General features: G+C 67.6%; 24 protein-coding genes, 1 tRNA gene and 2 pseudogenes. 18 read left to right on the top strand and 9 right to left on the bottom strand.

What is annotated here, in order from left to right; all coding sequences use genetic code 11:
• The first annotated feature begins 48 nt into the window (after positions 1 to 48).
• Positions 49 to 429, top strand: a complete 381-nt coding sequence (locus tag ACOOGH_RS11440) for a helix-turn-helix domain-containing protein (RefSeq protein WP_420449041.1) — start codon at positions 49 to 51, stop codon at positions 427 to 429.
• Positions 430 to 453: 24 nt separating this feature from the next.
• Complete coding sequence (locus ACOOGH_RS11435) at positions 454 to 657, top strand: DUF433 domain-containing protein (RefSeq protein ID WP_420449040.1); 204 nt, start codon at positions 454 to 456, stop codon at positions 655 to 657.
• Positions 658 to 797: 140 nt separating this feature from the next.
• On the opposite strand, the gene ACOOGH_RS11430 is transcribed toward ACOOGH_RS11435, so the two are convergent.
• Both ACOOGH_RS11430 and ACOOGH_RS11425 read right to left on the bottom strand, forming a co-directional pair.
• Positions 798 to 1,082, bottom strand: coding sequence for a type II toxin-antitoxin system HicB family antitoxin (locus tag ACOOGH_RS11430; protein WP_420449039.1), 285 nt, complete (start codon positions 1,080 to 1,082; stop codon positions 798 to 800).
• A gap of 104 nt (positions 1,083 to 1,186) precedes the next feature.
• A complete protein-coding gene (locus tag ACOOGH_RS11425; protein WP_420449038.1) occupies positions 1,187 to 1,684 on the bottom strand; it encodes a hypothetical protein in 498 nt (165 codons plus the stop codon).
• Positions 1,685 to 1,720: 36 nt separating this feature from the next.
• Between ACOOGH_RS11425 and ACOOGH_RS11420 the strand changes: the two genes are divergently transcribed.
• On the top strand, positions 1,721 to 2,923 hold the full coding sequence (locus ACOOGH_RS11420) for a hypothetical protein (protein ID WP_420449037.1): 1,203 nt from the start codon (positions 1,721 to 1,723) through the stop codon (positions 2,921 to 2,923).
• A gap of 175 nt (positions 2,924 to 3,098) precedes the next feature.
• Here ACOOGH_RS11420 and ACOOGH_RS11415 read toward each other — a convergent pair.
• A pseudogene (locus tag ACOOGH_RS11415) lies at positions 3,099 to 3,371 on the bottom strand (HigA family addiction module antitoxin); the annotation flags it as partial.
• 52 nt (positions 3,372 to 3,423) lie between these two features.
• A complete protein-coding gene (locus ACOOGH_RS11410; RefSeq protein WP_420449036.1) occupies positions 3,424 to 4,122 on the bottom strand; it encodes a hypothetical protein in 699 nt (232 codons plus the stop codon).
• Between the two features lie 201 nt (positions 4,123 to 4,323).
• Between ACOOGH_RS11410 and ACOOGH_RS11405 the strand changes: the two genes are divergently transcribed.
• The 3 genes and pseudogenes from ACOOGH_RS11405 (at position 4,324) to ACOOGH_RS11395 (ending at position 5,034) form a co-directional block, all read left to right on the top strand.
• A complete protein-coding gene (locus tag ACOOGH_RS11405) occupies positions 4,324 to 4,605 on the top strand; it encodes an AbrB/MazE/SpoVT family DNA-binding domain-containing protein (protein WP_420449035.1) in 282 nt (93 codons plus the stop codon).
• Positions 4,602 to 4,871 (top strand): annotated as a pseudogene (locus ACOOGH_RS11400) (PIN domain-containing protein); the annotation flags it as partial. The gene ACOOGH_RS11405 and the pseudogene ACOOGH_RS11400, both read left to right, overlap by 4 nt.
• 28 nt (positions 4,872 to 4,899) lie before the next feature.
• Positions 4,900 to 5,034 (top strand): hypothetical protein, encoded by a 135-nt coding sequence (locus tag ACOOGH_RS11395; protein ID WP_420450167.1) that lies wholly within the window; start codon positions 4,900 to 4,902, stop codon positions 5,032 to 5,034.
• 27 nt (positions 5,035 to 5,061) lie between these two features.
• Here ACOOGH_RS11395 and ACOOGH_RS11390 read toward each other — a convergent pair whose 3' ends face one another.
• Positions 5,062 to 5,760, bottom strand: a complete 699-nt coding sequence (locus tag ACOOGH_RS11390) for a hypothetical protein (RefSeq protein WP_420449034.1) — start codon at positions 5,758 to 5,760, stop codon at positions 5,062 to 5,064.
• 136 nt (positions 5,761 to 5,896) lie between these two features.
• Between ACOOGH_RS11390 and ACOOGH_RS11385 the strand changes: the two genes are divergently transcribed.
• The 4 genes from ACOOGH_RS11385 to ACOOGH_RS11370 all read left to right on the top strand — a co-directional run bounded on the left by ACOOGH_RS11385 (position 5,897) and on the right by ACOOGH_RS11370 (position 9,158).
• Entirely contained in the window at positions 5,897 to 6,079 is a 183-nt protein-coding gene (locus ACOOGH_RS11385) for a hypothetical protein (protein WP_420449033.1), read from the top strand.
• Positions 6,076 to 6,351 (top strand): antitoxin, encoded by a 276-nt coding sequence (locus ACOOGH_RS11380; RefSeq protein WP_420449032.1) that lies wholly within the window; start codon positions 6,076 to 6,078, stop codon positions 6,349 to 6,351. Before ACOOGH_RS11385 ends, ACOOGH_RS11380 begins: the two co-directional genes overlap by 4 nt.
• Before the next feature lie 216 nt (positions 6,352 to 6,567).
• Positions 6,568 to 6,951: a BlaI/MecI/CopY family transcriptional regulator gene (locus tag ACOOGH_RS11375; RefSeq protein ID WP_420449031.1), complete on the top strand. Its 384-nt coding sequence runs from the start codon at positions 6,568 to 6,570 to the stop codon at positions 6,949 to 6,951.
• Positions 6,951 to 9,158 (top strand): M56 family metallopeptidase, encoded by a 2,208-nt coding sequence (locus ACOOGH_RS11370; RefSeq protein ID WP_420449030.1) that lies wholly within the window; start codon positions 6,951 to 6,953, stop codon positions 9,156 to 9,158. The genes ACOOGH_RS11375 and ACOOGH_RS11370 overlap by 1 nt, the downstream gene beginning before the upstream one ends.
• A 7-nt stretch (positions 9,159 to 9,165) precedes the next feature.
• On the opposite strand, the gene ACOOGH_RS11365 is transcribed toward ACOOGH_RS11370, so the two are convergent.
• Genes ACOOGH_RS11365 through ACOOGH_RS11355 form a run of 3 tightly spaced genes read right to left on the bottom strand, consistent with a single transcriptional unit; the run spans position 9,166 to position 12,889 of the window.
• Entirely contained in the window at positions 9,166 to 10,395 is a 1,230-nt protein-coding gene (locus ACOOGH_RS11365; protein WP_420449029.1) for a 6-bladed beta-propeller, read from the bottom strand.
• 18 nt (positions 10,396 to 10,413) lie between these two features.
• Positions 10,414 to 11,892, bottom strand: a complete 1,479-nt coding sequence (gene ahcY / locus ACOOGH_RS11360) for an adenosylhomocysteinase (RefSeq protein WP_420449028.1) — start codon at positions 11,890 to 11,892, stop codon at positions 10,414 to 10,416.
• Positions 11,893 to 11,932: 40 nt separating this feature from the next.
• Positions 11,933 to 12,889, bottom strand: a complete 957-nt coding sequence (locus ACOOGH_RS11355; RefSeq protein WP_420449027.1) for an ArsR/SmtB family transcription factor — start codon at positions 12,887 to 12,889, stop codon at positions 11,933 to 11,935.
• A gap of 145 nt (positions 12,890 to 13,034) precedes the next feature.
• Here ACOOGH_RS11355 and ACOOGH_RS11350 point away from each other — a divergent pair.
• The 4 genes from ACOOGH_RS11350 to ACOOGH_RS11335 all read left to right on the top strand — a co-directional run bounded on the left by ACOOGH_RS11350 (position 13,035) and on the right by ACOOGH_RS11335 (position 16,308).
• Positions 13,035 to 13,108 (top strand) — tRNA-Pro (locus ACOOGH_RS11350).
• A gap of 38 nt (positions 13,109 to 13,146) precedes the next feature.
• Positions 13,147 to 13,752 carry a DUF6580 family putative transport protein gene (locus ACOOGH_RS11345; protein ID WP_420449026.1) on the top strand — a complete coding sequence of 202 codons (606 nt, stop codon included), beginning with the start codon at positions 13,147 to 13,149 and terminating at the stop codon, positions 13,750 to 13,752.
• 10 nt (positions 13,753 to 13,762) lie between these two features.
• The gene (locus ACOOGH_RS11340; RefSeq protein WP_420449025.1) at positions 13,763 to 14,716 is read left to right on the top strand and encodes a cobalamin-binding protein; all 954 of its coding nucleotides are present in this window, start codon (positions 13,763 to 13,765) and stop codon (positions 14,714 to 14,716) included.
• A 26-nt stretch (positions 14,717 to 14,742) separates the two neighbouring features.
• A complete protein-coding gene (locus tag ACOOGH_RS11335) occupies positions 14,743 to 16,308 on the top strand; it encodes an amidohydrolase family protein (protein WP_420449024.1) in 1,566 nt (521 codons plus the stop codon).
• A 21-nt stretch (positions 16,309 to 16,329) separates the two neighbouring features.
• Here the strand turns inward: ACOOGH_RS11335 and ACOOGH_RS11330 are convergent, their stop codons facing one another.
• Positions 16,330 to 18,276 (bottom strand): CocE/NonD family hydrolase, encoded by a 1,947-nt coding sequence (locus ACOOGH_RS11330; RefSeq protein WP_420449023.1) that lies wholly within the window; start codon positions 18,274 to 18,276, stop codon positions 16,330 to 16,332.
• Between the two features lie 171 nt (positions 18,277 to 18,447).
• Here ACOOGH_RS11330 and ACOOGH_RS11325 point away from each other — a divergent pair, with 171 nt between their 5' ends.
• The 4 genes from ACOOGH_RS11325 (at position 18,448) to ACOOGH_RS11310 (ending at position 25,097) form a co-directional block, all read left to right on the top strand.
• Positions 18,448 to 20,616, top strand: a complete 2,169-nt coding sequence (locus ACOOGH_RS11325; protein WP_420449022.1) for a hydantoinase/oxoprolinase family protein — start codon at positions 18,448 to 18,450, stop codon at positions 20,614 to 20,616.
• Between the two features lie 125 nt (positions 20,617 to 20,741).
• Positions 20,742 to 22,175, top strand: a complete 1,434-nt coding sequence (locus tag ACOOGH_RS11320; protein WP_420449021.1) for a sodium:solute symporter family protein — start codon at positions 20,742 to 20,744, stop codon at positions 22,173 to 22,175.
• Positions 22,162 to 23,910, top strand: coding sequence for a hydantoinase B/oxoprolinase family protein (locus ACOOGH_RS11315; protein WP_420449020.1), 1,749 nt, complete (start codon positions 22,162 to 22,164; stop codon positions 23,908 to 23,910). The genes ACOOGH_RS11320 and ACOOGH_RS11315 overlap by 14 nt, the downstream gene beginning before the upstream one ends.
• Positions 23,907 to 25,097: an NAD(P)/FAD-dependent oxidoreductase gene (locus ACOOGH_RS11310; RefSeq protein WP_420449019.1), complete on the top strand. Its 1,191-nt coding sequence runs from the start codon at positions 23,907 to 23,909 to the stop codon at positions 25,095 to 25,097. The genes ACOOGH_RS11315 and ACOOGH_RS11310 overlap by 4 nt, the downstream gene beginning before the upstream one ends.
• Positions 25,098 to 25,157 lie beyond the last annotated feature (60 nt).

Below are 25,157 nucleotides of genomic sequence, written 5' to 3'. Positions count from 1 at the left end.
TGCTCGCTCAACTCCACACGTTCCCACGAACTTGACGACGGTAGGCCAATGGCCTACAACACACACATGAACACAACGCGCGCACGGATTGATCCGGACGACCCGCGAAGCCTGCCCGAAGGGAGGGTCGACCACGCGGCCCTGGACCGCACCACCGAGGCGGACCTGACCGCGCAGCAACGCGAGGACGACGCCGAAGCGATGCGGGACATGGCGCGGTTCGCCCGCCGGGTACGCAGGCGCATGGGCCTGACGCAGGTGGAGTTTGCGCGGCGCATCGACGTATCGCACGAGACGATCCGCAACTGGGAACAGGGCAAGCGGGGCCCCACAGGCGCCGCCAGAACGCTGCTCCGGATCTTGGACAAAGCCCCGGAGATTGCGCTTCGGGTGCTGGGCGGAGAGCGCAGACCGGGCTCCAGGCAGTGATCGGGAAGCGCGGGCGGAGGCAACATGACGGACAAGCTTATCGATAGGAACCCCGACATCCTGGGCGGGACTCCCGTGTTCTCCGGCACGAGGGTCCCAGTGCGGATACTCATGGAGCATCTCGAAGCGGGCGACCGACTCGACGATTTCCTCGACGACTACCCTACGGTCTCGCGGGATCAGGCGGTCGAACTGCTTGAACTCGTAGCGCCCCACCCGCCTCACTGACCCTCCAGGACGGGCAGTCCCGAGGTCGGCGGTACGCGCCGGCCGTCTCCGCTAAACGGTCGCGTCCTCCGCGACAAGCCGCCGCCCCACCTTCGCGAGCGCTCTCTCGATTTGCGCGATGTGTGAGCGGTGATTCGGGTTCAGAAGCTTCCGAACCGTCGCATGGCAGTGTAGAGAGCGAGCTTCGCCGCAACGACCAGTGGGACCGCGATCATCTCCTGCTCGCCCAACGCGGTCTCCGGCACCGGAATGTCCTCGCGACACTGCATGTACGAACCGAGCGCCACGGCCAGGGCGTCCTCGGCCATGGCCAGGGCTTCGTCCCGGTCGTCGCCGCATGTCAGCGCCTCCGGCACATTCGGGAACGACACCGAGTAGCCGCCGTGCTTCTCGGGCGTCAGCTCACAAGGATAAACGTACCGCATCAAGAGTCCTCCTCACGGATGCCCAGGTTGCTTCAACATGCCCCAAAGCGTGCCCGGAGTTCCCCACGCTGTGACGACCCTGCGGCGTTGGCCCCACCCCGGCGCTACCCGACGAATTTGTACACGAGGTCGTCACCGGACACACCCGTGATCCGAAGGACGACCGTGCCCGCACCCGGCCCATAGAACTCCTGATAGCGCGCCCTGACCAGGGCGAGGTCGAAGTCGAGAGACTCGGTGATCCCCGCCTCGCAGGCATCGCCGTTCGCCTCATGAGCGAGCACGGCCCGAAGTTGCACGGGATCCGACTCCAGGAACGTCTTCGAGATCACCAACGTGAAGTCGTGCCTCCGACAGCCGCCGGCGTACGAGACCTCGATGGTCAGCCCGTGTCCGTCGACAGCGGCCGAGTTCACGATGTAGGGGTCGTCTCCCCGGTCGCGGCCATCGGCGACCACCACGTTGGCTTCGGGGACACCCGGAGCAACCGTCGATTCACGGCAGCCGGCCGCGGCGACCAGACCGAGCAAGAGCCCGATCGAAGCAAGGCGTCTCGCAGCGGAAACCGGGGAACCCAGCGGCGCGCACGGCAGAGCTTTCATGTCGAGCATCCGTGTTTCGGGTTGAGGTACAATACCATGCAGCCTCGCAGACTGGCCGGCCACGCGCGAGGCGTCTACGATGACCGGAGCTCCACTCCCAACGCGAGAGGACTGCGCTCGGCCATGAGACTCCTGCACGCCGCACTCGGACTGTCCGTTGGGATTTCGCTTCTCGGCTCCGAGCTTCACGCGCAGCAGGAGCCCGATCACCGTCTGCACCAGTATCACTACGGAGAGATCTCCATCCCGCCCGCGTCGGAGGATGAACCGATGGCGGAGAATCTGTCCATCGAACGGGCCGTCACCTACCTCGAAGGTGGAGCCAAGGCGTGGGCAAACAACCGCGGCTGCGTCTCGTGTCACACCACGGGTTGGTACGGGATCCTTCGTCCGCAACTCGCCGAGAGCCTGGGGCGGCCCGATGCAGCCTCCCGGGTCTTTCTCGAACAGCGTCTTCAGGAGAGGCTCGCCAAGGGTCCCGCAGAGCTCCAGCAGGGAGTGGACCCCGCAGAAGTCGTGCACCTGGCCGCGTCTCTGGCATCCTGGGATGCGTACGTGGACCAGCGGCTGTCTCCCGAGACCGAGCAAGCTCTGCAGCTCATGTTCAGCCTTCAGCGCGACGACGGGGCCTGGCACTCGCCGGACACATGGCCGCCGTTCGAGTCCGACGCATTTCAGCTCGCGACCGTGGCGGCCATGGGCGTGGGCCTCGCTCCGGGATGGCTCGAGCAGGCAACCTCTCCCCAGGTGCAGAAGCAGATCGCGAGTCTGCGAGAGTACCTGCGGCAGGTCCCTCCTCCCCATGACTACGCTCGTGTGGCGTTGCTCTGGGCGGACCGGTATCTGCCTGGCGTGATCAGCGCCGACAGGAAGCAGGACATCATCAGGATGATCCTCGACCGTCAGCGCCCGGACGGGGGATGGTCGATTCGCTCTTTCGCTCAGCCCGAACAGTGGGGCAGGGGCAACCGCGCGGAACGCCTGCGAGGCGAGGCGGACTTCGGGGGTCCCGCGAGCGATGGCCACCAAACCGGTTTGGCGGTTGTGGTGCTGTCGTCCGCCGGGGTGCCGCCCACGCACCCCGCCGTGCAGCGAGGCGTTGAGTGGCTCAGGCGGAACCAGAGAGAATCGGGCCGCTGGTGGACGAAGTCACTCAATACGGAGACATGGCACTTCATCACGTATACCGGCACGCTCTACCCGGTGATGGCTCTCGTGGGCGGCCAAGGAGCTTCCTGACTCGCCGCTCGAAGCGCCGGGAGCCGCAATACTCCGACGATCCGCGTCTTGCCAACTATCGGCGTTACGATCACGGCAGCCGTTGCTCCCGCTCCTCTCGTATCCATCGGGCGATCTGATCGGTCTCGACTGCGGGCAATCGCGCTCGCAGTGCGTCCATCCGGGCGGCGGCGTCCCGTTCAACCGCGATCTCTCCGGCGTGACCGCGCGCCTGCCAGAGATCGTACGCCATCTGCATCCCCAGCCACGTCTCGGGCGTCGAGCCGAAAGCCTTCGACAGCCGGATCGCCATCTCGACAGACACCCCTGTGTGCTCGTTCACCAACTCCGAGAGCGCCTGCCGTGTAACGCCCAGGCCCTCGGCCGCCCGCGTCACGGTCAGACCCAGCGGCTCGAGGCACTGCCGCCTCACGATGCGGCCCGGATGCGGCGGGTCGTGCATGGCCATGGTTGGTCCTCCCCTTCAGTGATAGTCCACGCAAAGATCCTTGCCGGCCGCGTCAGTTGTCGACCGCGAGATTCATCTGGTACACGGTCTCGCCGTCTCGCCGGACCAGCAGTCCCTGAAACTCCTCCGCAAGGCCCGTCCAATCGTGTTCGGCAGGCGCGCTGCCAAGAAAGATCCGGTCCGGTCCGGTGCCCACGAGAACGCCGCGCGGGCCGTCATCTTCCAGAATCAGGACGAGACCCTCTTCGATGCGATCCGTGTCGAGACCCAGGCCGACGTTGTAGCCGCCGTCCACCGGCAGCAGACCGTACCCCGTCCGCTCGAATCCTTCGGCGTTGTTGATCACCATGCCCGTGATCGGCGAGCTACGCTTGCCGATGTTGGGGTCGGGCGCCGGATCTCCGAGGGCGAGGCGATCGAATCCGTCCTCGCTGAGGATTAAGATGCCGTTGGTCTCGTGGCTGTAGTCCTGGTAGAAGTCCATGTAGGCGTCCGGAAACCCGGGTGCCCACACCTCCCGCACGCGAGCTTCATCGGTACGAACACGGTTGGCGGCCTCGGGGACCGGGGCGCCGATGAGGATTCTCTCGCGCCCGCCCGCGTCCTCGATGACAAGCCCCCGGGCTCTGATTACGCCGTCCGCTGCCGCCCCGCTTCTGACGAACAGCACGACCAGCGCGACGGTCATCAATGCCGTGTAGATCTGGAGCCAACGAATCGTACGCGTCAATCGTTCGGGACTCGGACTCAAGGGGTTCCTCCTTCATATGGCTCTGGCCGTTGGCGGCTCCAACACGCGATCGCTGCGTCTCGAGGGGAAACCGGATTAGGTCCCACGCTGCTGCGAGTGTGACAGTGGCACGTCAGGCGAGCGTTGTCTGCGCCCCTCTCGACCCATCCCTCCACCCCCAGGACCTTGATCGATGGTGCCATAAATGGCATTATTATTACCATGGAAACTACCATCGATAAAGCTGGCCGCCTGGTTGTGCCCAAGGCGGTTCGGGAGGCGAGCCGGTTACGCCCCGGAACCCGCGTCCGATTCCGGGTCCGGGACGGCCGCGTCGAGATCGAACCCGTACCGCTGGACGTCTCGCTTGAACGGCACGGTTCCGCCGTGGTCGCGGTGCCGCGAGAGGGACGGCCCGTCCTGACGGCGGCGGAGGTCGAGGAGACGACCGCCGGCCTCCGCTCCGGCGCACCCTCGGAGGGCGGGACTCAAGGGGCCGGGTGACCCGCTACCTCTGCGACACAAGCGCCCTCGTCGCGATCGTTTGCTCCTGGCATGAACACCACGCGCGGACCCGCGCCGCGATCGAGCGACGCGAGCGGGGAGGCGAAGAGCTTGTTCTTGCCGCTCATTCGCTGGCGGAAACGTACGCCGTCCTCACCCGGCTACTCGGACCCAATCGCCTGCGATCCGCAGACGCCCTCGCGCTACTGGAGGCGAACTGGGGCGAAACGCCGGTCGTACACCTTACGGCGGCCGAGAACCTGGCGCGCGCTGCGCAAAGCCCAGCGAAGCGGAGTGATCGGCGGACAGACGTACGACATGCTCATCGCGGCATGCGCGCTGAAGGCTCGCGCCTCGACGATCATCAGCTGGAACGTCCGCCACTTCGCCTCGGTGGCACGCGAGATCGACATCGAGGCGCCCGCCTGACGATCGCATCGGCGGATGCTGACTGCGTCAGTTGCCGTCCGCGAGATTGATCTTGTGCACGATCTCGCCGTCCCGCCGTACCAGCAGGCCCTGAAACTCCTCCTCAAGGCCCGTCCACCCGTGTCCGGCGGGCGCACTGCCAAGAAAGATCCCGTTCGCCCCGGTGCCCACCGTGACGCCGTTCAGGCCGTCGTCGTCCAGGGTCAGCAAGAGACCCTCCTGGATGCGATCCGTGTCGAGGCCCAGACTGACGCGATAGCGGCCGTCCATCGGCTTCAGGCCGTACCCCATCCGCTCGAACCCCTCGTGGTCGTTGATCACCATGCCCGTACTCGGCGCGAGACGCCTGCCGATGTTCGGATCGGGCACCGGATCCCCGACGACCAAGCGATCAAACCCGTCCTCGCTCAGAATCAGCAGCCCGGTGGTTTCGTGAACGTAGTCCTGGTAGTAGCCCATGTAGGCGTCCGGAAACCGGGGTCCCCAGATCTCCCGCACCCGGGCCTCATCGGTGCGAACGCGGTTGACGGCCTCCGGGACCGGGGCGCCGATGAGGATTCTCTCGCGCCCGGCCTCGTCCTCGATGATCAGGCCACGGGTTCTGATCACATCATCCGAAGCCGCCCCGCTCCTGACGAAGAGCACGGCCAGCGCGATGGTCATCAGCGCGGAGTAGACCTGGAGCCAACGAATCGTACGCTTCAGTGGTTCGGTACTCGTGCTCACGGAGCCCTCCTTCACACGGCGGATTTGTCCCTTCGGCTGCTGACACGCCTTGTTGACAGCGGAACGTCAGGCGAGGGTTGTCAGTGACGGGATCTCGTTCGAGCGAGTGATTTCCGCGATTGAGCGCGGAGGCTTGGTGGACGTGCTGGAACACCCGAACCAGGAAAAGTACCCGGGGCAGATGATCTACGTCGTGGACGTCGACCGGTACCTCTACCTCGTCCCGTTCGTAATCAGCGAGGACGGCACGCGTTTCCTGAAGACGATCATCCCCAGCCGGAAAGCGACGCGGGACTACCAGAGGAGGCAATCGCCATGAACGACCAACTGAACCGGGAAGAGCGGGAGATCCTGGAGAAGTTCGACCGGGGAGAGTTGCGCCCCGTCCCCGGCGTTGAGGGCGAGATGATGACCGCGCGTGAGGCGGCCCGCAGCACGTTCAAGAAGACCCGTCGCGTCAACCTCAGGGTCACTGAACGCGACTTCGATCTTGCCCATGCACGGGCGCGCGAGGAGGGGATCCCGTACCAGACGCTACTGTCGAGCGTAATCCACAAGTACCTGTCCGGCCGCCTGATCGACCAGAGATAGCCGGTCCCCGGAAACCGTGGTTCCGCGGAATCCCGCGCGACCTGCCGGAGCCCGCACGCTCACGGACCATTCGCCATGAGCCAGTGCGTGCAGGAATCCGCCGCCGCTGAAATTTCAACGAACTGTTGATTTTTCCGCTCCTCCAGTTTACCATGGTGGTGACGGCGGGCGCCTGACCCCGTTGCTCGCCTCCACGCCCGGACGAGTGGAGCCCCGTTGACCGAACTGCCGCAGCTCAGCAGACGTGAGCGCGAAGTCATGGACATCGTCCACGAGGCGGGCGCCGTCACCGCCGCCCGCATCCGCGAGCGCATGACCGACCCTCCCAGCGATTCGGCCGTCCGCTCGGTGCTGAGGATCCTCGTCGAGAAGGGACATCTGTCCGCGGAGTGGAACGGTCCCCGGTACGTCTATTCACCCACGGTGTCCGCACAAAGGGCGCGCAGTTCGGCGATGCGGCACGTCCTCAAGACGTTCTTCGGCGGCTCGGTGGAAGGCGCCGTCGCCTCGCTGCTCGAGCTGGAGGAGACCAAACTGACCCCGGCTGAGCGAGCCCGGATCAAGGCGCTCATCGACGAGGCGTCCGAGGCGGGACGATAATGGACTCGCTGCTGGTTCCCGACTCCCTGAGCATGCCCGGCCTCGTCATCAGGGCCACGATCCTGCTGTCGGCGGCGCTGGCTCTGGCCTGGCTCGCTCGAAAGGGTTCCGCAGGCGTGCGTCATCTGCTGTGGACGATGACCTTCTCCCTGCTCCTGGGGCTGCCCGCCCTGAGCCTCCTCGGCCCCTCGTGGGACGTGCCCATCCTGCCCTCCGCCGGTAGCCCGGCCCCGCAGCGCCCGTCGCCGTCGATGGAGGCCTCCGCGGTCGCTGTCGCCGGAGACGCGCCCGTCAGGCTTGCTGCCCCCGACACATCGTTGCCGGAAGTCGGATCCGCAGCGGTCGCGGTGGCGGATCCGGTGTCGCCACCGCGCTCGATCCCGCTCGCACTTCTCCTCTGGGCCGTCGGCTGCACGGCGGCACTGGCCTCGCTGGGGGTGAGCGCCGTGCGGTGCGCACGACTTGTTCGCGCGGCTCGTCCTCTCCGCGATCCCATCGGGCTTCGACAGGCGGAGGCGGTTCGCCGCCGGCTGGGGATCAGGGGCGACGTTCGACTCCTCGTCAGCCCGACGGCCACCACGCCGATGACGGGCGGCATATGGAGGCCTGTCGTCCTCCTCCCGACATCCTCGGCAGGATGGTCCCGTGAGCGGTGGCGCGTCGTGCTGACGCATGAGATGACCCACGTGTACCGGCGCGACGTGCTCCGGCAGTTCATGTCCCGGGTCGTGGTCGCGATCTACTGGATCCATCCGCTGACCTGGTTGGCGGCACGTTTCGCGGCGGTGGCGCGCGAAGAGGCCTGCGACGAGAAGGTGCTGGCCCTCGGCACGCGCCCGTCGGACTACGCGACCCACCTCCTCGCGCTGGCGGCGGACGCGCACACCGGTCGTCCGGTGCTGTCTCTACCAATGGGCCAGCGCGTGCACCCCCCGTTGGAAAAGAGAGTCCTGGCCATCCTCGACGCGCATCCCCGACATCGGAGCACCATCGCCGCCGGGCTCGTTGCCGTGGCGATCAGCATCGCGGGCATGTCCGCCGCCGTCGCCCGTCCGGTCCGGAGCGTCTCGGCCGACACCGTCACGGCGGTCGTCAGCGCCCGCATCGGGAGTTCCGGCATCGGAGCCGAGAGCGACGAGTACATCTTCGGCGATGTCACGTCCGTGGCCGCCGATCAGCAAGGACGGATATACGTCGCCGACCGCCTTTCGCCGTCGGTTCGTGTGTTCGGGCCCGATGGCGACTTCATGGCCTGGATCGGACGGGAAGGCGAGGGCCCCGGCGAGTTCACGCGGCCGGTCGACATCCTGCCCACCGCCGATGGAACCCTCTTCGTGCGGGGATCCCGGATCACCACCTTCGCGACCAGTGCTATGTCGGCGTATCCGGATTCCGTGGCCGAGACGTGGAGCATTCCGCCGTACTACAACTCCGAGTCCTGGCGGGCTCGGCTGGTGGACGACGTCTACTACTACCCGCACTATCGACTCTGGACGGAGGGACCTGCGGAATACTTCTACATGAAGTACGACGAAGCGGGCCTAACGAGCGACACGGTCAAAGTGCCCGAGCTGGGGGACCTTTCGAGGCAGAGGACGGCTTACTACCGGGTCGGTGGTACTTCTCCGACCAGTTCTGGTTGGAGCGGCCGAATGGTCCATGGACTGAGCAGCCCTCCCTTCGCTTCCCGCGCGGACTGGGACATGACCGGGCGCGGGACGATCATCATGGGCGACGGAGAGACGTACCGACTCTACGAGTTTGCCGAGGGCGGCGAGCTTCTGAGGACGATCGACGGCCCCGAGGTAGAGCGACGACCGGTGCCGCGGGCCGAGCGCGCCGACAGCATGAGAGCGCTCGACGCGCGCCTCGATTCGCTTCCCGTCCCGCTGGACGAAGTTTTTCACGTTGCGCCGGAGATCCTCAGGGGCGAGATCCCGGACTCGCTGCCGGCCTTCAACTCCATCCACGTAGGAGCCTCCGACCGGATCTGGGTCGAGCGTTGGCCCCCGGAAGGCATGGCCTCGTCGCGGTACTTCGACGTTCTGGAGTACGACGGACGCTACACCGGCACCGTCGTCGTACCGGCCCCGCTGCTGACCGATCCGCCGCCGTTCTTCGGCGAAGACGTCATCGTCGGCGTCGTCATGGACCCGACCTTCGAGGTGCACACGGTCGTCGCCTTCCGCTTTCGACTGCCTCGATAGAGTTCCCTCAGCCCTTCAGTTCCACGCCCTCCAGTTCAACCGACACCAGTCGAATCACCCGGACGGTGGGCACATCCAGCTCGTCCCGTTCGATGTAGGCCAGCAGGCCGTCCGGGCCGAAAGCAGCTGGGGTCTGCAGTCCATCCGCGGCCAGAGTGCCGATGTAGCGGCCGTCCGGCGTCACGATGTCGGTCGGACCACCGTCGCGGTTGCCGTCCGCTCCCCTTCGGGTCACCCAGATCCGGTCCTCCCAGTCGACCTCGACGTCTCCGATGACCGGCACTTCGTCGGCGAAGTCAAGCTCTTCCACGCCTTCGCGTTCTACCTGGAACGACGATTGCAGGTTTTGGAGCTGAGCGGTGGCTTCACGGTAGCGCTCGCGCTCCGCCTCCATGATCGCTTCGTCGACGGCCAGCGGCGCAATCGGCCGCTCGACGACTCCGGTGACGCTCCCGTCGAGTCCGATCAGCTTCACGCGGTAGCCGATCGAGTCGGCAAGGGCGAGCCGGCCGTCGGTCAGCACATCGTAGTAGAGTCCCGGCTCGAAGGCGCGCCCCGCCGACATGCGGATAGTCCTGGACTCATCAACGTCGAAAGCGTCGTCGTCGGTATCCTCGGGGAGGATCCAGGCGGTGTAGAGAATCTCGGGCTCGGTCCCATCCAGCGGGATGAGGTGAATCGGCCGACCTTCCTCTTCCGGGGAACTCGCCGCCCGCGAAGACGGGTCCATCGAAACGAAGCTCGAGGCGACCAGGCGTCCGTCGGGGAGGGCCATACCGGAAAAGAGGATCGCATCCATCTGGACGCGCCGCACGAAGGTTCCACCGGGGTCGAAGAGATCGACCTGCGAGAAGCCCAGCACCGTGTAAGAGCCGTCACGGGCGACGATGGCTGAGCTGGCGTTGCTGAACTCGCCCGGCCCCTCTCCCTGTCCTCCCACCGTGCGCAGCAGCGATCCGTCCCGTCCGACCACCAGAATGTGCTCGGCCTGGGAGTCGAAGATGTGCAGGTTGCCCTCGCGGTCGAAGGCCACCGAACTCACGCTGCCGAAGGTGTCCCACGCATCACCGACAACCGACCCGACGGTGAAGACCTCTTCGGTCAGGGGGTCCAGCATCACGTCCGGACCCTCGAGGGTTCCGCGGGCGCCGGTCGCCCCGCCCTGACCGGCGTCGCCGCAGGCCCCGAACAGGGCGAGCGGAGCGAAGACCACCAGCTGTTTCGGGTTCGCCGCCATGGTTACTTCTCCTCAACTCTAGTAGCGGTAATGCTCCGGCTTGAACGGACCATCCTTCGGTACGCCGATGTAGTCGGCCTGCGTCTCCGTCATTTCCGTCAGGCGGGCGCCGAGGTGATCGAGGTGCAGGCGCGCCACCTTCTCGTCCAGATGCTTCGGCAGCATGTAGACCTGCCGCTCGTACGCGCCATTGTTCCGCGCCAGTTCGATCTGCGCCAGCACCTGGTTGGTGAAGCTCGCGCTCATCACGAAGCTCGGATGCCCCGTCGCGTTCCCCAGGTTGAGCAGCCGCCCCTCGGAGAGGATGAGCACCGAGTGCCCGTCCTCGAACACGAACTCGTCGTACTGGGGCTTGATGTTGTTCCGGGTTACGCCGGCCTTCCCGAGACCGGCCATGTCGATCTCGTTGTCGAAGTGGCCGATGTTTCCGACGATCGCCTTGTCCTTCATGCGCGCCATGTGCCCGGAGGTGATCACGTCGCGGTTGCCCGTCGCCGTGATGAAGATGTCCGCCGTCTCCACCACGTCCTCGAGCGTCCGCACCTGGAAGCCCTCCATCGCGGCCTGCAGCGCGCAGATCGGGTCGATCTCGGTGACGACGACGTGCGCGCCCTGGCCCTTGAGCGCCTGCGCGCACCCCTTCCCGACCTCGCCGTAGCCGCACACCACCGCCGTCTTGCCCGAGATCATCACGTCCGAGGCTCGGTTGAGCCCGTCGATGACCGAATGACGGCACCCGTAGATGTTGTCGAACTTCGACTTCGTCACCGAGTCGTTCACGTTGATGGCGGGGAAGAGAAGCGTGCCCTCCGACGCCATCTCGTACAGGCGATGGACGCCGGTCGTCGTCTCCTCCGACACCCCCTGGATCGCGGGCGCCGTGCGTCCCCAGCGTCCGGGATCCGTCGCCGCGATCCGGCGCAGCGTCTCGAGGATGACGCCCCATTCCTCCGGCTCCGTCTCGGGATCGAGGGCCGGAATCTCCCCCGCCTTCTCGAACTCGAGACCGCGGTGGAGGAGAAGTGTCGCGTCGCCGCCATCGTCGACGATGAGGTCGGGTCCCGAGCCGTCGGGCCACAGGAGCGCCTGCTCCGTGCACCACCAGTACTCCTCGAGCGTCTCGCCCTTCCAGGCGAAGACCGGGACGCCGCGGGGGTCGTCGGGCGTGCCGTCGGGGCCCACGGCTGCTGCTGCTGCCGCGTGATCCTGGGTCGAGAAGATGTTGCAGGAGACCCAGCGCACGTCCGCGCCCAGATCGGCCAGCGTCTCGATGAGGACGGCCGTCTGCACGGTCATGTGCAGCGAGCCCATCACCTTCCGTCCCGCCAGCGGCTGCGCGTCCCGGTATTCCGCCCGCACGGACATCAGCCCCGGCATCTCGTGCTCGGCGAGCCGGATCTCCTTGCGGCCCCACTCCGCCAGGCTCAGGTCGGCCACCTTGAACGGAAGCCGGCCGGCGGCGGTCTCGGTCATGTCGTGTAGTACGGCGCTTTCCATCGTGTATCTCCTTCGGTGTTCAGGCAGGTTCAGACAGCTTTCAGACAGTTTTCCGGGCGGTGGCGGCGAAGAGCGCCGGCCCCGACGCCTCGGGCTCCGGCGCGAGCGGAATGTGATGGTACGCTTCGAGGCCGGCGAGACGCGTCCAGTCCCGCATCTGATCCTCGGTGAAGCCGGGCCAGAGGTGGCCCATCGTCTCCCGGTATTCGTCTCTCTCGTGCGCGCGCATGTCCAGCACGAGCAGGCGTCCGCCCGGGGCCAGGGCGCGGGCCGCTTCGGCCAGCACCCGTCCGGGGTCCAGCGCGAAGTGGAGCACGAGCATCAACACGGCGAGGTCCAGTGCATCGTCGTCGATCGGGAGCGATTCCAGTTCGCCCTCGCGGATGTCGACATTGTCGCGCTCGCCAAGGCGTACAGCCGCCGCCGCCAGCATTTCCGGTGACCGGTCGACCGCGACGACTCGCGTCACGAAGGGTGCAATCATGTTTGCGAGCGTTCCGGTCCCCGCGCCGAGGTCCCCCACGGTCCACTCCGGATCGAACAGACCGAAGAGCGGTGCGAACCGTGCGTCGCTCCCGAACAAGTCATCGCGGAGGGTGTCCCACTCGGCCGCAGATTCCGAGAAGAAGGCTGCGGCGCGCCCGCGGCGCTCTGCGAGTACACTCTCGGCCCGTTCCGCATCGTCCCGGATCCAGCGGGCGCCGGCGAGGCTCCCCTCCGCCAGCCGCCAGAGTTCCCGGGCCCCCGACTCGAGTTCGCCGTCCATCCGGTAGTACCGGGTCTTCCCCTCCTGCCGCCGGCGCACCCAGCCATCGTCCGCGAGCACCCGGAGGTGACGCGAAACCGTGGACTGCGGCAGCTGCAGGACGGAGACGAGTTCCGACACCGTGAACTCGTTACGGTCCAGCAGGGTGAGAATCCGGAGCCGGTTCTCGTCCCCGAGGGATTCGAAGCGGGAGAGAAGGTCCCGTGTCGGCGCCGGCGCTTGGGCGATCATCGTATCCATAAATCCAAATATATGGATATGACGATGGGGGCGCTACGCTCAGTTTCTCTTACTCACTCCTCTCTCGTTCCCGGGCCGAACCGTTCGGCCGTCAGCTTGACCCTATCACGGTACAAGCTAGCTTCACGGTCCACGTCGGGGCGTGGCGCAGCCCGGTAGCGCGCCTGAATGGGGTTCAGGAGGTCGCGAGTTCAAATCTCGCCGCCCCGATTTTTTTTGCCCAGCCATGAACACGGAGGATTGGGACCATGAAACCTCGGCTGTCCGTGATCCTCGCATTGCTCGCCGTGAGCGTCGCCGTGCGGCTGATTCCCTACGTGCTGGCGCAGTTCGGGATGACGGTCGAGCCCGGCAACACGGTCTATCCGTGGAACTTCTCGCCGTTCCTGCCTCTCTGCCTGTTCGGCGGAGCCATGTTCGCGCGGGCCCGCATGGCGTACCTGGTCCCGTTCGCGGCCTGGCTGCTCGGAGACCTCGGGGTCTGGGCACTCACCGGACGCGCCGACTGGGCGTTCTACGCGCACCAGCCGGTGATCTATCTCTCGGTCGCCCTCGTCGCGTTCATCGGCTTTTCCCTCCGGCGCGGGCGGTCGTGGAAGCGCGTCGCCGGCGCGGGGCTCGGGTCGTCGCTTGCGTTCTTCGTGTTCAGCAACTTCGGCGTGTGGGCGTTCGGCGGCGGCGCGATCTATCCGCTCAACTTCGCCGGCCTCGTCGAGTGCTACGTGATGGCGATTCCGTACCTGCGGAACACGCTGGTCAGCATGGCGGTCTTCCTGCCGGTCCTGTTCAGTCGCGTCGCCCTGACGAAGCCGACCGCCGTCCCCGGGTACCGTTTGGCATCCAGCCGTACCTGAGGGTGGCGCGATGACCCACCGCGTCGTCTCGCTCATCGCCAGCGCGACGGAGATCGTGTGCGCCCTCGGCTTCGAGGACGCACTCGTGGGCCGGTCCCACGAATGCGACTACCCGCCCGGCGTCGAGCGCCTCCCCGCCTGCTGCTCCTCGAAGGTGAAGGTGGAGGCGAGCAGCAAGGAGATCGACGACCAGGTCCGCTCGCTCGTCGGCGACGGACTCTCGGTGTACCGGGTCGATCCGGATCTACTGAACCAGCTTGCCCCGACCGTCATCGTCACGCAGACGCAGTGCGAGGTGTGCGCCGCCAGCCTGCAGGACGTCGAGCGCGCCGTGTGCGAACTCGTCACCTCGAACCCGGCCATCGTGTCGCTCGAGCCGATGGCGCTGGGGGATGTGTGGAAGGACATCCGCTCCGTCGCCTCCGCGCTCGGGGAGCCGGCCCGCGCCGACGAACTCGTGGCTCGGCTGACGGCCCGGCTCGATGCGCTCCGCGCCCGCACGCGATCCCTGGAGTCCCGCCCCTCGGTGGGCTGCATCGAGTGGACCGACCCGCTGATGATGGCGGGGAACTGGGTCCCGGAACTGGTGGAGATCGCCGGCGGCACGGACCCGCTCGGTGAAGCCGGGAAGCACTCCGGCTACGTCGAGATCGAACGGCTCGTCGAGGTCGACCCGGACGTGATCGCGATCATGCCGTGCGGCTTCGACCTCGAACGCGCCCGCCGCGAGATGACGGCTCTCGTCACACGCCCCGAGTGGGAACAGTTGTCCGCCGTCCGCAACGGACGCGTCGTGATGACGGACGGGAACCAGTACTTCAACCGCCCCGGCCCCCGCGTGGTCGAGTCGGCCGAGATCCTCGCCGAATGCCTGCACCCGAACCACTTCGACTTCGGCCATTTCGGCCGCGGCTGGACCTGGTGGGAGATGCCCGAGAGCGCGCGGAGTCTACGTACGGGATAGAGACGTTTCCCCGGAGGAGAGGAACCATGGGCTCACGAACGGTTGTCACGGCGGTTTCCTTCCTGTCCTTCCTCTCCGCGCCAGGCTCGGCGGTCTCCCAGGAGGCCTCCACGCCGCTGGCCATCGTCGGGGCGACGATCATCGACGGAAACGGAGGCGCCCCGATCGCCGACGGGACCCTCGTGATCGAGGGCGACCGTATCACTGCGGTGGGTCCGAGCGCCGACGTCGCAGTCCCCGGCGGCGCGGAGGTGATCTACGGAACCGGCAAGTTCGTCACGCCGGGGTTCGTGGACACCAACGTCCACATGTCGCTCGCCTTCGGTCGCGGAGGCCGCGTCGAGGAGCACGCGGCGTACTGGGCGCACCACGAGCAGGTCATCCTCCAGGGGCTTCAACTCCACCTCAAGCACGGCGTGACGACGGTCCGGGACAGCTACGGCGTCCTGCGTCCCATGCAGCGGGTCAAGAAGAAGATCGACTCGGGTGAGGAGATCGGCCCGCGCACGTACCTCGCCGGCAACATCGTGGGCTGGGGCGGCCCCGCCTCGGAGACCTTCGCCGGGCTCCCGGAGTCGGAGATCAGCTTCTTCGCCGAGCGGATGAACGACGAGGTCACGCTCGGAAGCGGCGAAGAGATGATGCACATGACGCCCGACGAACTGCGCGTCGCGATCAACGGCTACCTCGATCACGGGCCCGACTTCATCAAGTACGGCGCCACGCACCACTTCAACTATCCGGCGGGGATCTCCTTCTCGCCGCGCGCCCAGCGGGTGATCGTCGAGGAGACGCACAAGCGCGGACTCATCGCCGAGACCCACGCCACGAGCCTTGAGGGCCTGCGCCTCTCGATCCTCGCCGGCATCGACCTCATCCAGCACCCGGACAACGTCGGGAACCGCACGATCACCGATGAACTCGTCGACATGATCGTGGAGCGCGACATCGTGTGCTCGATGCTCATCAACCAGTTCACGGGCCCCAGCTGGCAGTTCCACGTCCGCAACATGGAGCGCGCGCGGGAGGATCTCGCCGAGGTCCAGGCCTCCGACCGCCGGCGGCGCATCCCCCCGACGACCGCGGAGATCCGCCGCCGCGTCCAGGACACCGGTCTCCCGCAGCCGGGATCCGTGATGGAGGGGCGCTATACGACGAAGCGCACGAACGCGAAAAAGCTGATCGAGGCCGGTTGCATCGTGACGGTCGGCACCGACAACACGCTCTTCGGGCGCGGCGGTGTGGCCGCGGACTTCCTGCGCGATGAACCCGAGAACATGGAGCACCAGCTGCCGGGCCTGGGCACGATCTTCGCGATCGAGGGGCTGGTCGAACTCGGCATGACGCCGTCGGAGGCGATCGTCGCCGCGACAAAGAACGGCGCCATCGCGAGCAAGGCGCTGGACGAGTACGGCACGCTGGAGGCGGGGAAGGCGGCGGACATCGTTGTCCTCGACGCGGACCCGCTCGCCGACATCGCGAACATCCGGCAGCTCTCGGTGGTCATCAAGGGCGGCCGAATCGTCGACATCGGAGCGCTGCCCACCAACCCCATCGCCCTCGACTGGGCCGCGGGGACGCCGAAGAGGTAGCGTCGCGGCCCGATACGCTCGCTACGGCATCAGGGGCAGCAGGACGTGCGAGGCGTTTGCGGCCTCGTGGTGGACCGTGTTGTTCGCGACGCGCCACCGGCGGTCGCGCGGATCCCCCGTGTTCCGGTTGATGTCGAAGTTGGGGAAGCTGCTGCTGTAGACATCGACCCGGATGCGGTGTCCCGCCTTGAACAGGTTCGCCGAGGGCTCGAGCGGGAACTCGAGCCGGTAGACCTCGCCCTCCGTCATGAGCACCGATTGCTCGAACCCGTCCCGGTAGCGCGCGCGGAGGATCCCCTCGGAGACCGGGAACGCGTACCCGCTCGGGTAGTCCGGGCTCGTCGGATGGACGTCGAGCAGCTTCACGTAGAAGTCGGTGTCTGGCGCGTCGGATGAGATGAAGAGGACTGCAGTGATGTCTCCGGCGATCGTCAGGTCATCGGGGAGCGGGTCGGTCTGGAACACGAGCACGTCCGGGCGGGAGGCGATCGGCATGCCGGGGATCCCGTGGCCGGGCAGCGTCTCCATCTCGATCTGGTCGCGGGGGCCCATCCCTTGGAACCCGAACTCGAGCGCCGGTCCGTACGCCACGATGCAGCGGCCGTTGCTCGAGACCGTGTTGCGCGGGTCGTAGGTGTAGGTCGTCGAGGCAGAGCGCGCGGACGGCACCTCCGGAGCGAGCGCTCCTCCTTCGTGCAGATAGAACTCGGTGGGTTGAGCCACAGCCGGGGGCCAGCTCTCCTCGTAGCGCCACTCGCCGCCTTGGTTGATGCGGCCGTTCTCGGCCCTCCGGCCATCGCCGCCGCCCATGATGAAGTACTTCGCGGGTGCCCACACATCAGCGCTGTCATCGCCCTTGAGCCAGCGGTCGAACCAGCGCAGTTCGAGGTTCAGGTAGTCATCGTAGGTGACGACCCGGGCGCCCTCCGTGCCGAAGTTCACGTCCCCGATCGACGAGGCGAAGTTGTTGTGCGTCCACGGCCCGATGAGGATGTGCTGGTTCTCCCGCCCCAAATCGACCATCGCCTGGTAGCCGTCGCTGATCGTGCGCGGATACCAGTCGAACCAGCCCACCACCCACAGGATCGGCATGTCCGGGTACGACGCGAAGTGCTCGTCCATGCCCAGACCCGGCTGCCGCCAGAAGTCGCTGTAGTCGTAGTTCTCGAAGTAGAGCTGGAAGGCGGCTTCCTCGTAGGTCGGTGCGAGGCTGAGGGGCGTCTCTCCGCGCCGCCACGGGATGCGCGACGCCCACTCGAGGAACGTCTGCCCCGTGCGCATCTCGTCGATCGCCTCGGTGATCTGCGGGTTCGCCCGCGCCTCGTTCCCGTTCGACGCGACGGACAGAATCCACTGCAGCAGCCCCAGACCCAGGGCACCGCCGCACTTCATGCTGTAGGTGTAGGCGTTCGTCGGCCCTTCGTACGGGATCATCGTCTTGAGCCCGGGCGGGTTCAGCGTCGCGGTCTCGAATTGGACCCACGCCTGGTAAGAGACGCCGTACGTGCCCACCTGCCCGTCGCAGGACGGGTGCCGCGCGACCCACTCCACCGTGTCGTAGCCGTCCTCCGGCTCCTGCACGAAGGGGAAGAAGTCTCCCCCGGAGTTGAAGCGCCCGCGACAGTCCTGGACTACCGAGACGTAGCCGTTGCGCGCGAAGAACATCGCGTGGTCGATCGAGATCGGCCGCATCTTGTCGTAGGGGGTCCGCGCGAGGACTGCAGGAAGGGGTTCCTCCAGCGGGACGCCGTCCTCCGCCGGCAGATAGAGGTCGGTCATGAGGTCGAGGCCGTCACGCATGGGGACCGGCACGTCCTTCACGATGACCACATCCCCGTCGGCCTCCGCGGAGAGGGCGCGATCCCGGGCTTCGGTGCTCCCGGCCAGCGCCTCCGGGTCGAACGCGGCGCCCAGTCCGGCCATCCCCGCTCCCGCCAGCCCGGCTCGAACGAACGATCTGCGGTCCATGTGGCCTCCTCCGGTGCGTGTGCGAGGGGACGATCCGCGACGATGGCCCCGCGATTCCCAACCTATGGGTCCGGTCCGGAGCGTCCAGACGCGGCGGACAGCGGCACGCTCGATCGTGCTCGGCGGCGCGCCTTGTCCGGGGAAGCGGCCGCGTCGAAGGTTGGTGGCGCGATGACGGGCAACCAGTTCCACCTCGGGATAGATGTGGGCGGCACCTTCACGGACGCGGTCCTGATCTGTGAGCAGACGGGGCGCATCGATACGGCCAAGGTCCCGTCCACGCCCGCCGATCCCTCCATCGGCTTCATGGCGGCGGTGGAGCGCGCGCTCGAGACGGGCGGGGTCGATCCCGGGGCCATCTCCCACCTCGTCCACGGCACGACCGTCGCCACGAACTCGCTCATCGAGGGGAAGACGCCGAAGACGGCCTTCGTGACCACCGAGGGTTTCGGCGACATGCTCGAGATCGCCCGCCAGGTCCGGCCTTCGCTCTACGATGTCCACTTCGAGAAGCTCCGCCCGCTCGTCCCGCGCGACCTGTGCTACGAGGTGCCGGAGAGACTGGACGCGGCCGGCGGGGTGCTCCGGCCTCTCGAGGAGGACGCCGTCCGGGAGATCTCCGCGGCGCTGCGGGAGCAAGGCGTCCGGTCCGTGGCGGTGTGTCTCCTGCACGGCTACGCGAACCCCGTTCACGAGACGCGCGTCGCCGAGATCCTTCGCGAAGAGGATCCGGAGCTTCTCATATCTCTGTCATCGAGCGTGTGTCCGGAGTTCCGGGAGTACTTCCGGGCCAGTACCTGTGTGATCAACGCCTGCATCATCCCCGTGGTGGCGCGCTATCTGGCCGGGATCGAGGAGGGGCTGGGTCGCGCCGGACTGGAGGCCGAGCTGCTCGTCATGCAGTCCAACGGTGGGGTGCTGACCGCGGAACAGGCGGCGAGCAAACCGGTGTTCATGGTCGAGTCGGGACCTGCCGCGGGCGTGGTCTCCGCCAACTTCATCGCGGGCCAGCTGGGCCACGAGGATCTGATTTCCTTCGACATGGGCGGGACGACGGCGAAGGCCGGCCTCGTCCTCGATGGCAGTCCCAGGGTCACGAAGGAATACGAGGTGGGCGCGCAGGCCCAGCCGGGGCAGGGGATGACGCGGGCCGCCGGTTACCCGATCCGCACGCCGGTCATCGATCTCGTGGAAGTGGGTGCGGGCGGGGGGAGCCTCGCCTGGGTGGACGCCGGCGGAGGGCTCCGTGTGGGACCCCGGAGCGCGGGCGCCGACCCGGGGCCCATCTGCTACGGGAGGGGCGGGACGGAGCCCACGATCACGGACGCCAACCTCGTGCTCGGTCGGCTGAACCCGGACTACTTCCTCGGCGGCGAGATGGCCCTCGACGTGCAGGCGGCCGCCGCGGGAATCCGCGAACGGTGCGCCGACCCGCTGGGCCTGGACCCGATCGAGGCGGCCAACGGGATCATCGAGATCGCGAACGCGACGATGATCAACGCGCTGCGGCTCGTGACGGTGCGCCGGGGCAACGACCCGCGGGAATTGACGATGGTCGCCTTCGGAGGGGCCGGACCGCTGCACGCGAACCGGCTCTGCATGGAGATGCAGATTCCGGCGCTCGTGATCCCCCCGAGTCCGGGGACGGCCTCCGCCCTGGGCCTCCTCGTCACGGACCTGAGGCACGAGTTCTCGCGCACGCAGGTCATGTCCGCCGCCGCCGCGGACGGGGTGCCCGCTGATTTCACGGCGCGGATCCGGTCGCTCTTCGAAGGGATGGAGGAGGAGGGTCGGCGCACGCTCCGACGCGAGGGCGTGGCCCCCGAGGAGATGGACTTCCGGCGCGGAATCGAGATGCGGTATGCCGGACAGTCCTCCGAGGTGGCGGTGCCGTTGCCGCACGACGGCGCGGCCGGGAGGGCGGACGCGGGGTTGGACACTGCCGGGTTGGACGCCGCGGCGCTGGCCGACGCGGTGGGCCGCTTCCATGTGGAGCACGAGCGGGCATACGGGCACGGGTACCCGGAGCAGCCCGTCGAACTCGTGAACTTCACCGTCACGGCCATCGGCAGGATCGCGCGGCCGCGGCTCCCGAGAATCGGCTCGAACGGTGGGGGCCTGTCGGACGCGCAGCGGGGGATGAGGCAGGTGTTCTTCTCGGACGCCGGCGGCTTCGTCGAGACCGCGATCTACGACCGGGCGCGGCTGTCGGCGGGCCACATCGTCCCGGGGCCCGCCATCATCGAGGAAGTCGACTCCACGACGCTCGTGCATGCGGGGTACCGTGCCGCAGTGGACGATTTCGGGAACCTCCTCATCTCTACGGGGGGCGCTGCGTGAACGGGCCGGACTCGCGCGGAGGGCGCCTCAAGCCCTGGCTGGCGCTCCTCATCCTCGTGCTCCTGGGCTTCGGCTACATCGGGCTCTGGGGCTGGCTCCTGCGTGGATAGGCCGGGGGGCACGCGATGATGGATGGCGTGCAGCTCTCGTGGTGGCTCATCGGGGGCTACCTCGCCCTCATGCTGGGGATCGGCGTGTGGTTCCGGCGGCGCGTGCGCTCCGTCGAGGACATGGCGGTGGCCGGACGCAACTCGGGGGTGTGGCTCATCGCCTTCTCCGTCGCCGCCACCTGGATCAACGGGACCACGCTGATCGGGATCTCGGCGCTCGGCGCGGACTTCGGCCTCGACGCGTACTGGAGCGGAGGCTCCTTCATGCTGGGCACGATCTGGATCGCGTACTTCATCATCCCGCGTCTGTGGGAGACCGGCGTCATCACGATCCCGGAATTCTTCGGCCGCTGCTTCGGCCCCCGGCACCGGATCGTCTCGCTTTTTCTCGTGATCCTGCGGGACATGGGCGTCACGGCGGGGACGATCGGCGCGCTGACCCTCGTCACCACAGCGGTCCTCGGCCTCTCGGTGGCCCAGTCGCTCCTCCTCTGGCTCGGCGTGACGTCGGTCTACGTGTTTCTGGGCGGCATGTGGGCGGTGATGGCCACCGACGCGATCCAGTTCTTCATCATCCTGGCCGGTTCGATCGCCGTGCTGGTGGCGGGACTCGCCGCCGCCGGAGGGTTCGGCGGGCTGAGCGCCAACGTCGATCCGGCGCTGATCGACATCTTCGGGCGGGCCGGCGTCACACAGGTCCTGGCGTGGATCGTCATCGGTCTGGCGATCACCGGCGCCTACCAGGGGCTCATCCAGCGCGGATTCGCGGCGCGGAGCGCGGATGTGGCCCGGCGAGGATTCCTCTACGGCGGGGTCATCGCCTCGATCTGGTACATGACGCCGCCGCTGATCGGGATCGTCGCCCGGACGATCTACGGGCCCGGCCTCGCGGCGGAGGACGCCTTCGTCACGCTCGCGTTCGGGGCGGCGGGGAACGAACTGGCGAGCCTCGTCGTCGTGTGCGTGCTGGCGGCGAGCATGTCGACGCTCTCCAGCACGATCAACACGATCGCCTCCAACTTCACGCTCGATCTGTACGCGCGCTTCATCGCCCCCACGGCCAGCGCCGCCCGACAACTGTGGGTGTACCGCCTCAACGTCCTCCTCGTAGGGGCGCTGGCGGCCGCGCTCTACCTCGCGCTGCCGCTTCTCATCGAACTGTTCTGGATCGGGGGACGGATCATGGGAGCCTCGGTCGCCCCCGCGCTGATCGGGATCGTCCTCTTCCCATCGCTGCGGGAGGCGCCGCGGACGGTCATGGCGGCGATGCTCATCGGCGCCGGGATCCAGGCCGCGTGGCAGACGTTCGGGGCGATCCGCGAGGTGGGCGCCGTCGTCATCATCTGGGAACTGGACCCGATCCTCGTCGGGCTTCCCCTCACGATCCTGATTCTGTGGATCGGGGCGCGTCTCGAAACTCGAACGGGGGGCCGCAATGCCGCAGCCTGAGAGCCGCGCCGGGGGCACCGTGGATCCGGTCTTGTTCGAGGTCATCCGGAACGCGCTCGTGGAGGCGACGGAGGAGATGTCGGTCACGCTCCAGCGCACCGCCTATTCGACCAACATCAAGACGCGGCTCGACTATTCGTGCGCCTTCGTGGACGCGGACGGGCGGATGATCGCCCAGGCCTTCTGCCAGCCCGCGCACCTGGTGACGATCGGGCGGCTCGTCCCGCGCGCGGTGGCCGAGTACGAGGCCGAGCACGGGGAGGGGACGCTCGGTCCGGGGGACGGGCTGCTGGTCAACGATCCGCACCGGCAGGCGAGCCACCTCAACGATGTCTTCCTCATCACCCCCTTTTTCCACGGGGGCGAACGGGTGGGATACGTCGCCAACTGCTGTCACCACGTGGACGTGGGAGGCGGGGCGCCGGCGAGCATCGGGGCGTTCCGGGAGATCTACCAGGAGGGGATCATCCTGCCCGTCGTGAAGCTCTTCGATGGCGGCGACCTGGTGGACGACGTGCTGAAGCTCATGCTCGCCAACGTGCGCGCCAAGAAGGAGGTGGCGGGCGACCTGCGGGCGCAGCAGGCGGCGAACGAGATCGGGCTGCGGCGGCTGTCCGCGCTGTGGGAGCGCTACGGCCCGGAGATGCTGCGCTCCTACATGGACCGCATGATCGAGTACAGCGAGCGGCGGCTGCGGGCGGAGTTGGCGGAGCTTCCGCGGGGAGAGTTCGCGGCGGAGGGGTGCCTCGACGACGACGGGATCACCGGGGAGCCCGTGCACCTGAAGGTCCGGATCCGCTTCGACGGCTCGACCGCACGCTTCGATTTCACGGGGACCGACGCGCAACGCGCGGCGCCGATGAACTGCAACCTGACGCAGTGCTTCACCGCCTGCGTCTACGTGCTCAAGTGCCTGGTCGACCCCGACATCCCACTGAACGAGGGCTTCTACCGCCCGATCGAGGTGGTGGCGCCCGAGGGATCCGCGGTGAACGTCCGGCCGCCGGCCGGGGTGGTCGGTGGGTGGGAAGTCGCGATGCGGCTGTGCGACATCATGTTCCGGGCGCTCGCCGACCCCATGCCGGAGTGCGTGCCCGCGGGAACGAAGGGGATGATCTGCCACGTCGGATTCGGTGGCGAGGATCCGGCGACCGGTGAGTACTACTGCTTCCTCGAGACGCTCGCGGGCGGGTACGGCGGGCGGCACGATGCCGACGGCCCGGACGCGGTCCAGACCCACATCCAGAACACCCAGAACGCGCCCATCGAGGAGACCGAACTCAACTATCCGGTGCGGATCCACGAGTACAGCCTCGTGCCCGACTCGGAGGGGGCGGGTCGGCACCGGGGCGGCCTCGCGCTGTGCCGCGAGTACGAGTTCGTGGGTCATGAGCCGACGTTCACGACGCTGGCCGACCGCGCGCGGTTCCCGGCCCACGGCCTGCACGGCGGCGGCGACGGGAGGGTGGCGAGCTACCGGCTGATCTCGGGAGGAGAGGCGCGGGATCTCGGCTCGAAGGCGACGGTGCAGTTGGCGGCCGGCGATCGAGTGCGGATCGAGACGGCGGGCGGCGGCGGATTCGGACCGGCTCACGAGCGGGACCCGGAGGCCGTGCTCCGGGACGTGCGCGAAGGCAAGATCTCGCGCGCCCGGGCGCGGCAGGCCTACGGCGTGGCGATCAACTCAGGGGAATGGGCCGTCGACCTCGCGGAGACCGAGAGACTGCGCGGATGAGCGGGGCGACCACTCCGGGGTCGAAGACGGCCGATGCCGTCGTCATCGGGGGCGGGATCATGGGGGCCAGCGCCGCCCACTTCCTCGCGAAGAAGGGGTTCGGCCGCGTCGTCCTGCTCGAGAAGGGACGCCTGGCGGGCGTGAGCACGGGGCACTCCGCCGCGATCGTCCGCACGTACTACTCGAATCCGATCACGCTCGAACTGGCGAAACGGGCCCTTCACATGTTCGAGAACGACCGGGACCTGCTCGGCGGCGACTGCGGGTTCCGGCCCATCGGCTTCCTCCTCCTGATTGGCGAGCGCCTGCGCGCCGCCGGGGAACACATCCTCGAATCCGAGCGTCGCCACGCCATCGACGTCGAACGCCTCACCGTGGACGAGGTGGCGGACCGCGCACCGCCACTCTCGCTGGACGGTGTGTCGTACGGGATCCTCGAGCCTCGCTCGGGCTACGCCGACCCCACGCGGACGGTGGAGAGCCTCGTGGCGGCGGCCCGCCCATGGGGACTCGAACCCCGCGCCGGCATCGCGGCCACGGGCGTCCGCCTGCACGGAGACCAGGTGATCGCAGTGGAGACCGAGGAGGGGACGATCGCGACGAACGTCGTCGTGAATGCCGCCGGCCCCTGGGCCGGTCGCGTCGGCTCGTGGCTCGGACTCAAGTACTCGCTGCGCTGGAGTCGCGAGAGCGATCTCTTCGTGGAAATGCCGGCCGGTTTCGGCGCTCTCCCCGTAGTCTCGGACCCGGGCCTGCGCGTCTACCTGCGACCCCACGGCGAAGATCGCCTCATCGTCGGGCTGGGGGCGCCCAAGGACATCGAGCCGGTGGATCCCGACGAGTGCGATCCGGCCCTCGATCCGGAGGTGCGCGAACGCATCGAGCGCCCGCTGTTCCAGAGAATCCCCGCTCTGTCCCGCGCCCGGCACCTGGGCGGCTACGCCTCGCTCTACACGATCACGGACGACTGGCACCCGATCGTGGGTACGGAGCCGGGCCTGGAGGGCTACTACGCCTTCTTCGGCGGCAGCGGCCACGGCTTCAAGCTCGGCCCGCCCATCGGCGAAGCGCTCGCCGATGTGATCTGCGGCGAGGCGCCAACGATCGACCTCTCGCCCTTCCGCCCCGGCCGCTTCATCGACGGGGAGCCCCTCACCTCCGCGTGGGGCGAGGGCAACCGTGGCTGAGTTGATTCGTGGTTAACGGGTGCCGGTATTTTGATTGCAGACACTCTCATCCGACCTCAT

This window comes from Candidatus Palauibacter sp. (genome assembly GCF_965213655.1).
In the GTDB taxonomy this organism is placed as follows: domain Bacteria; phylum Gemmatimonadota; class Gemmatimonadetes; order Palauibacterales; family Palauibacteraceae; genus Palauibacter.
Note: the sequence above shows the minus strand (reverse complement) of the source record. Positions and strands in the feature narration are given on the sequence as shown.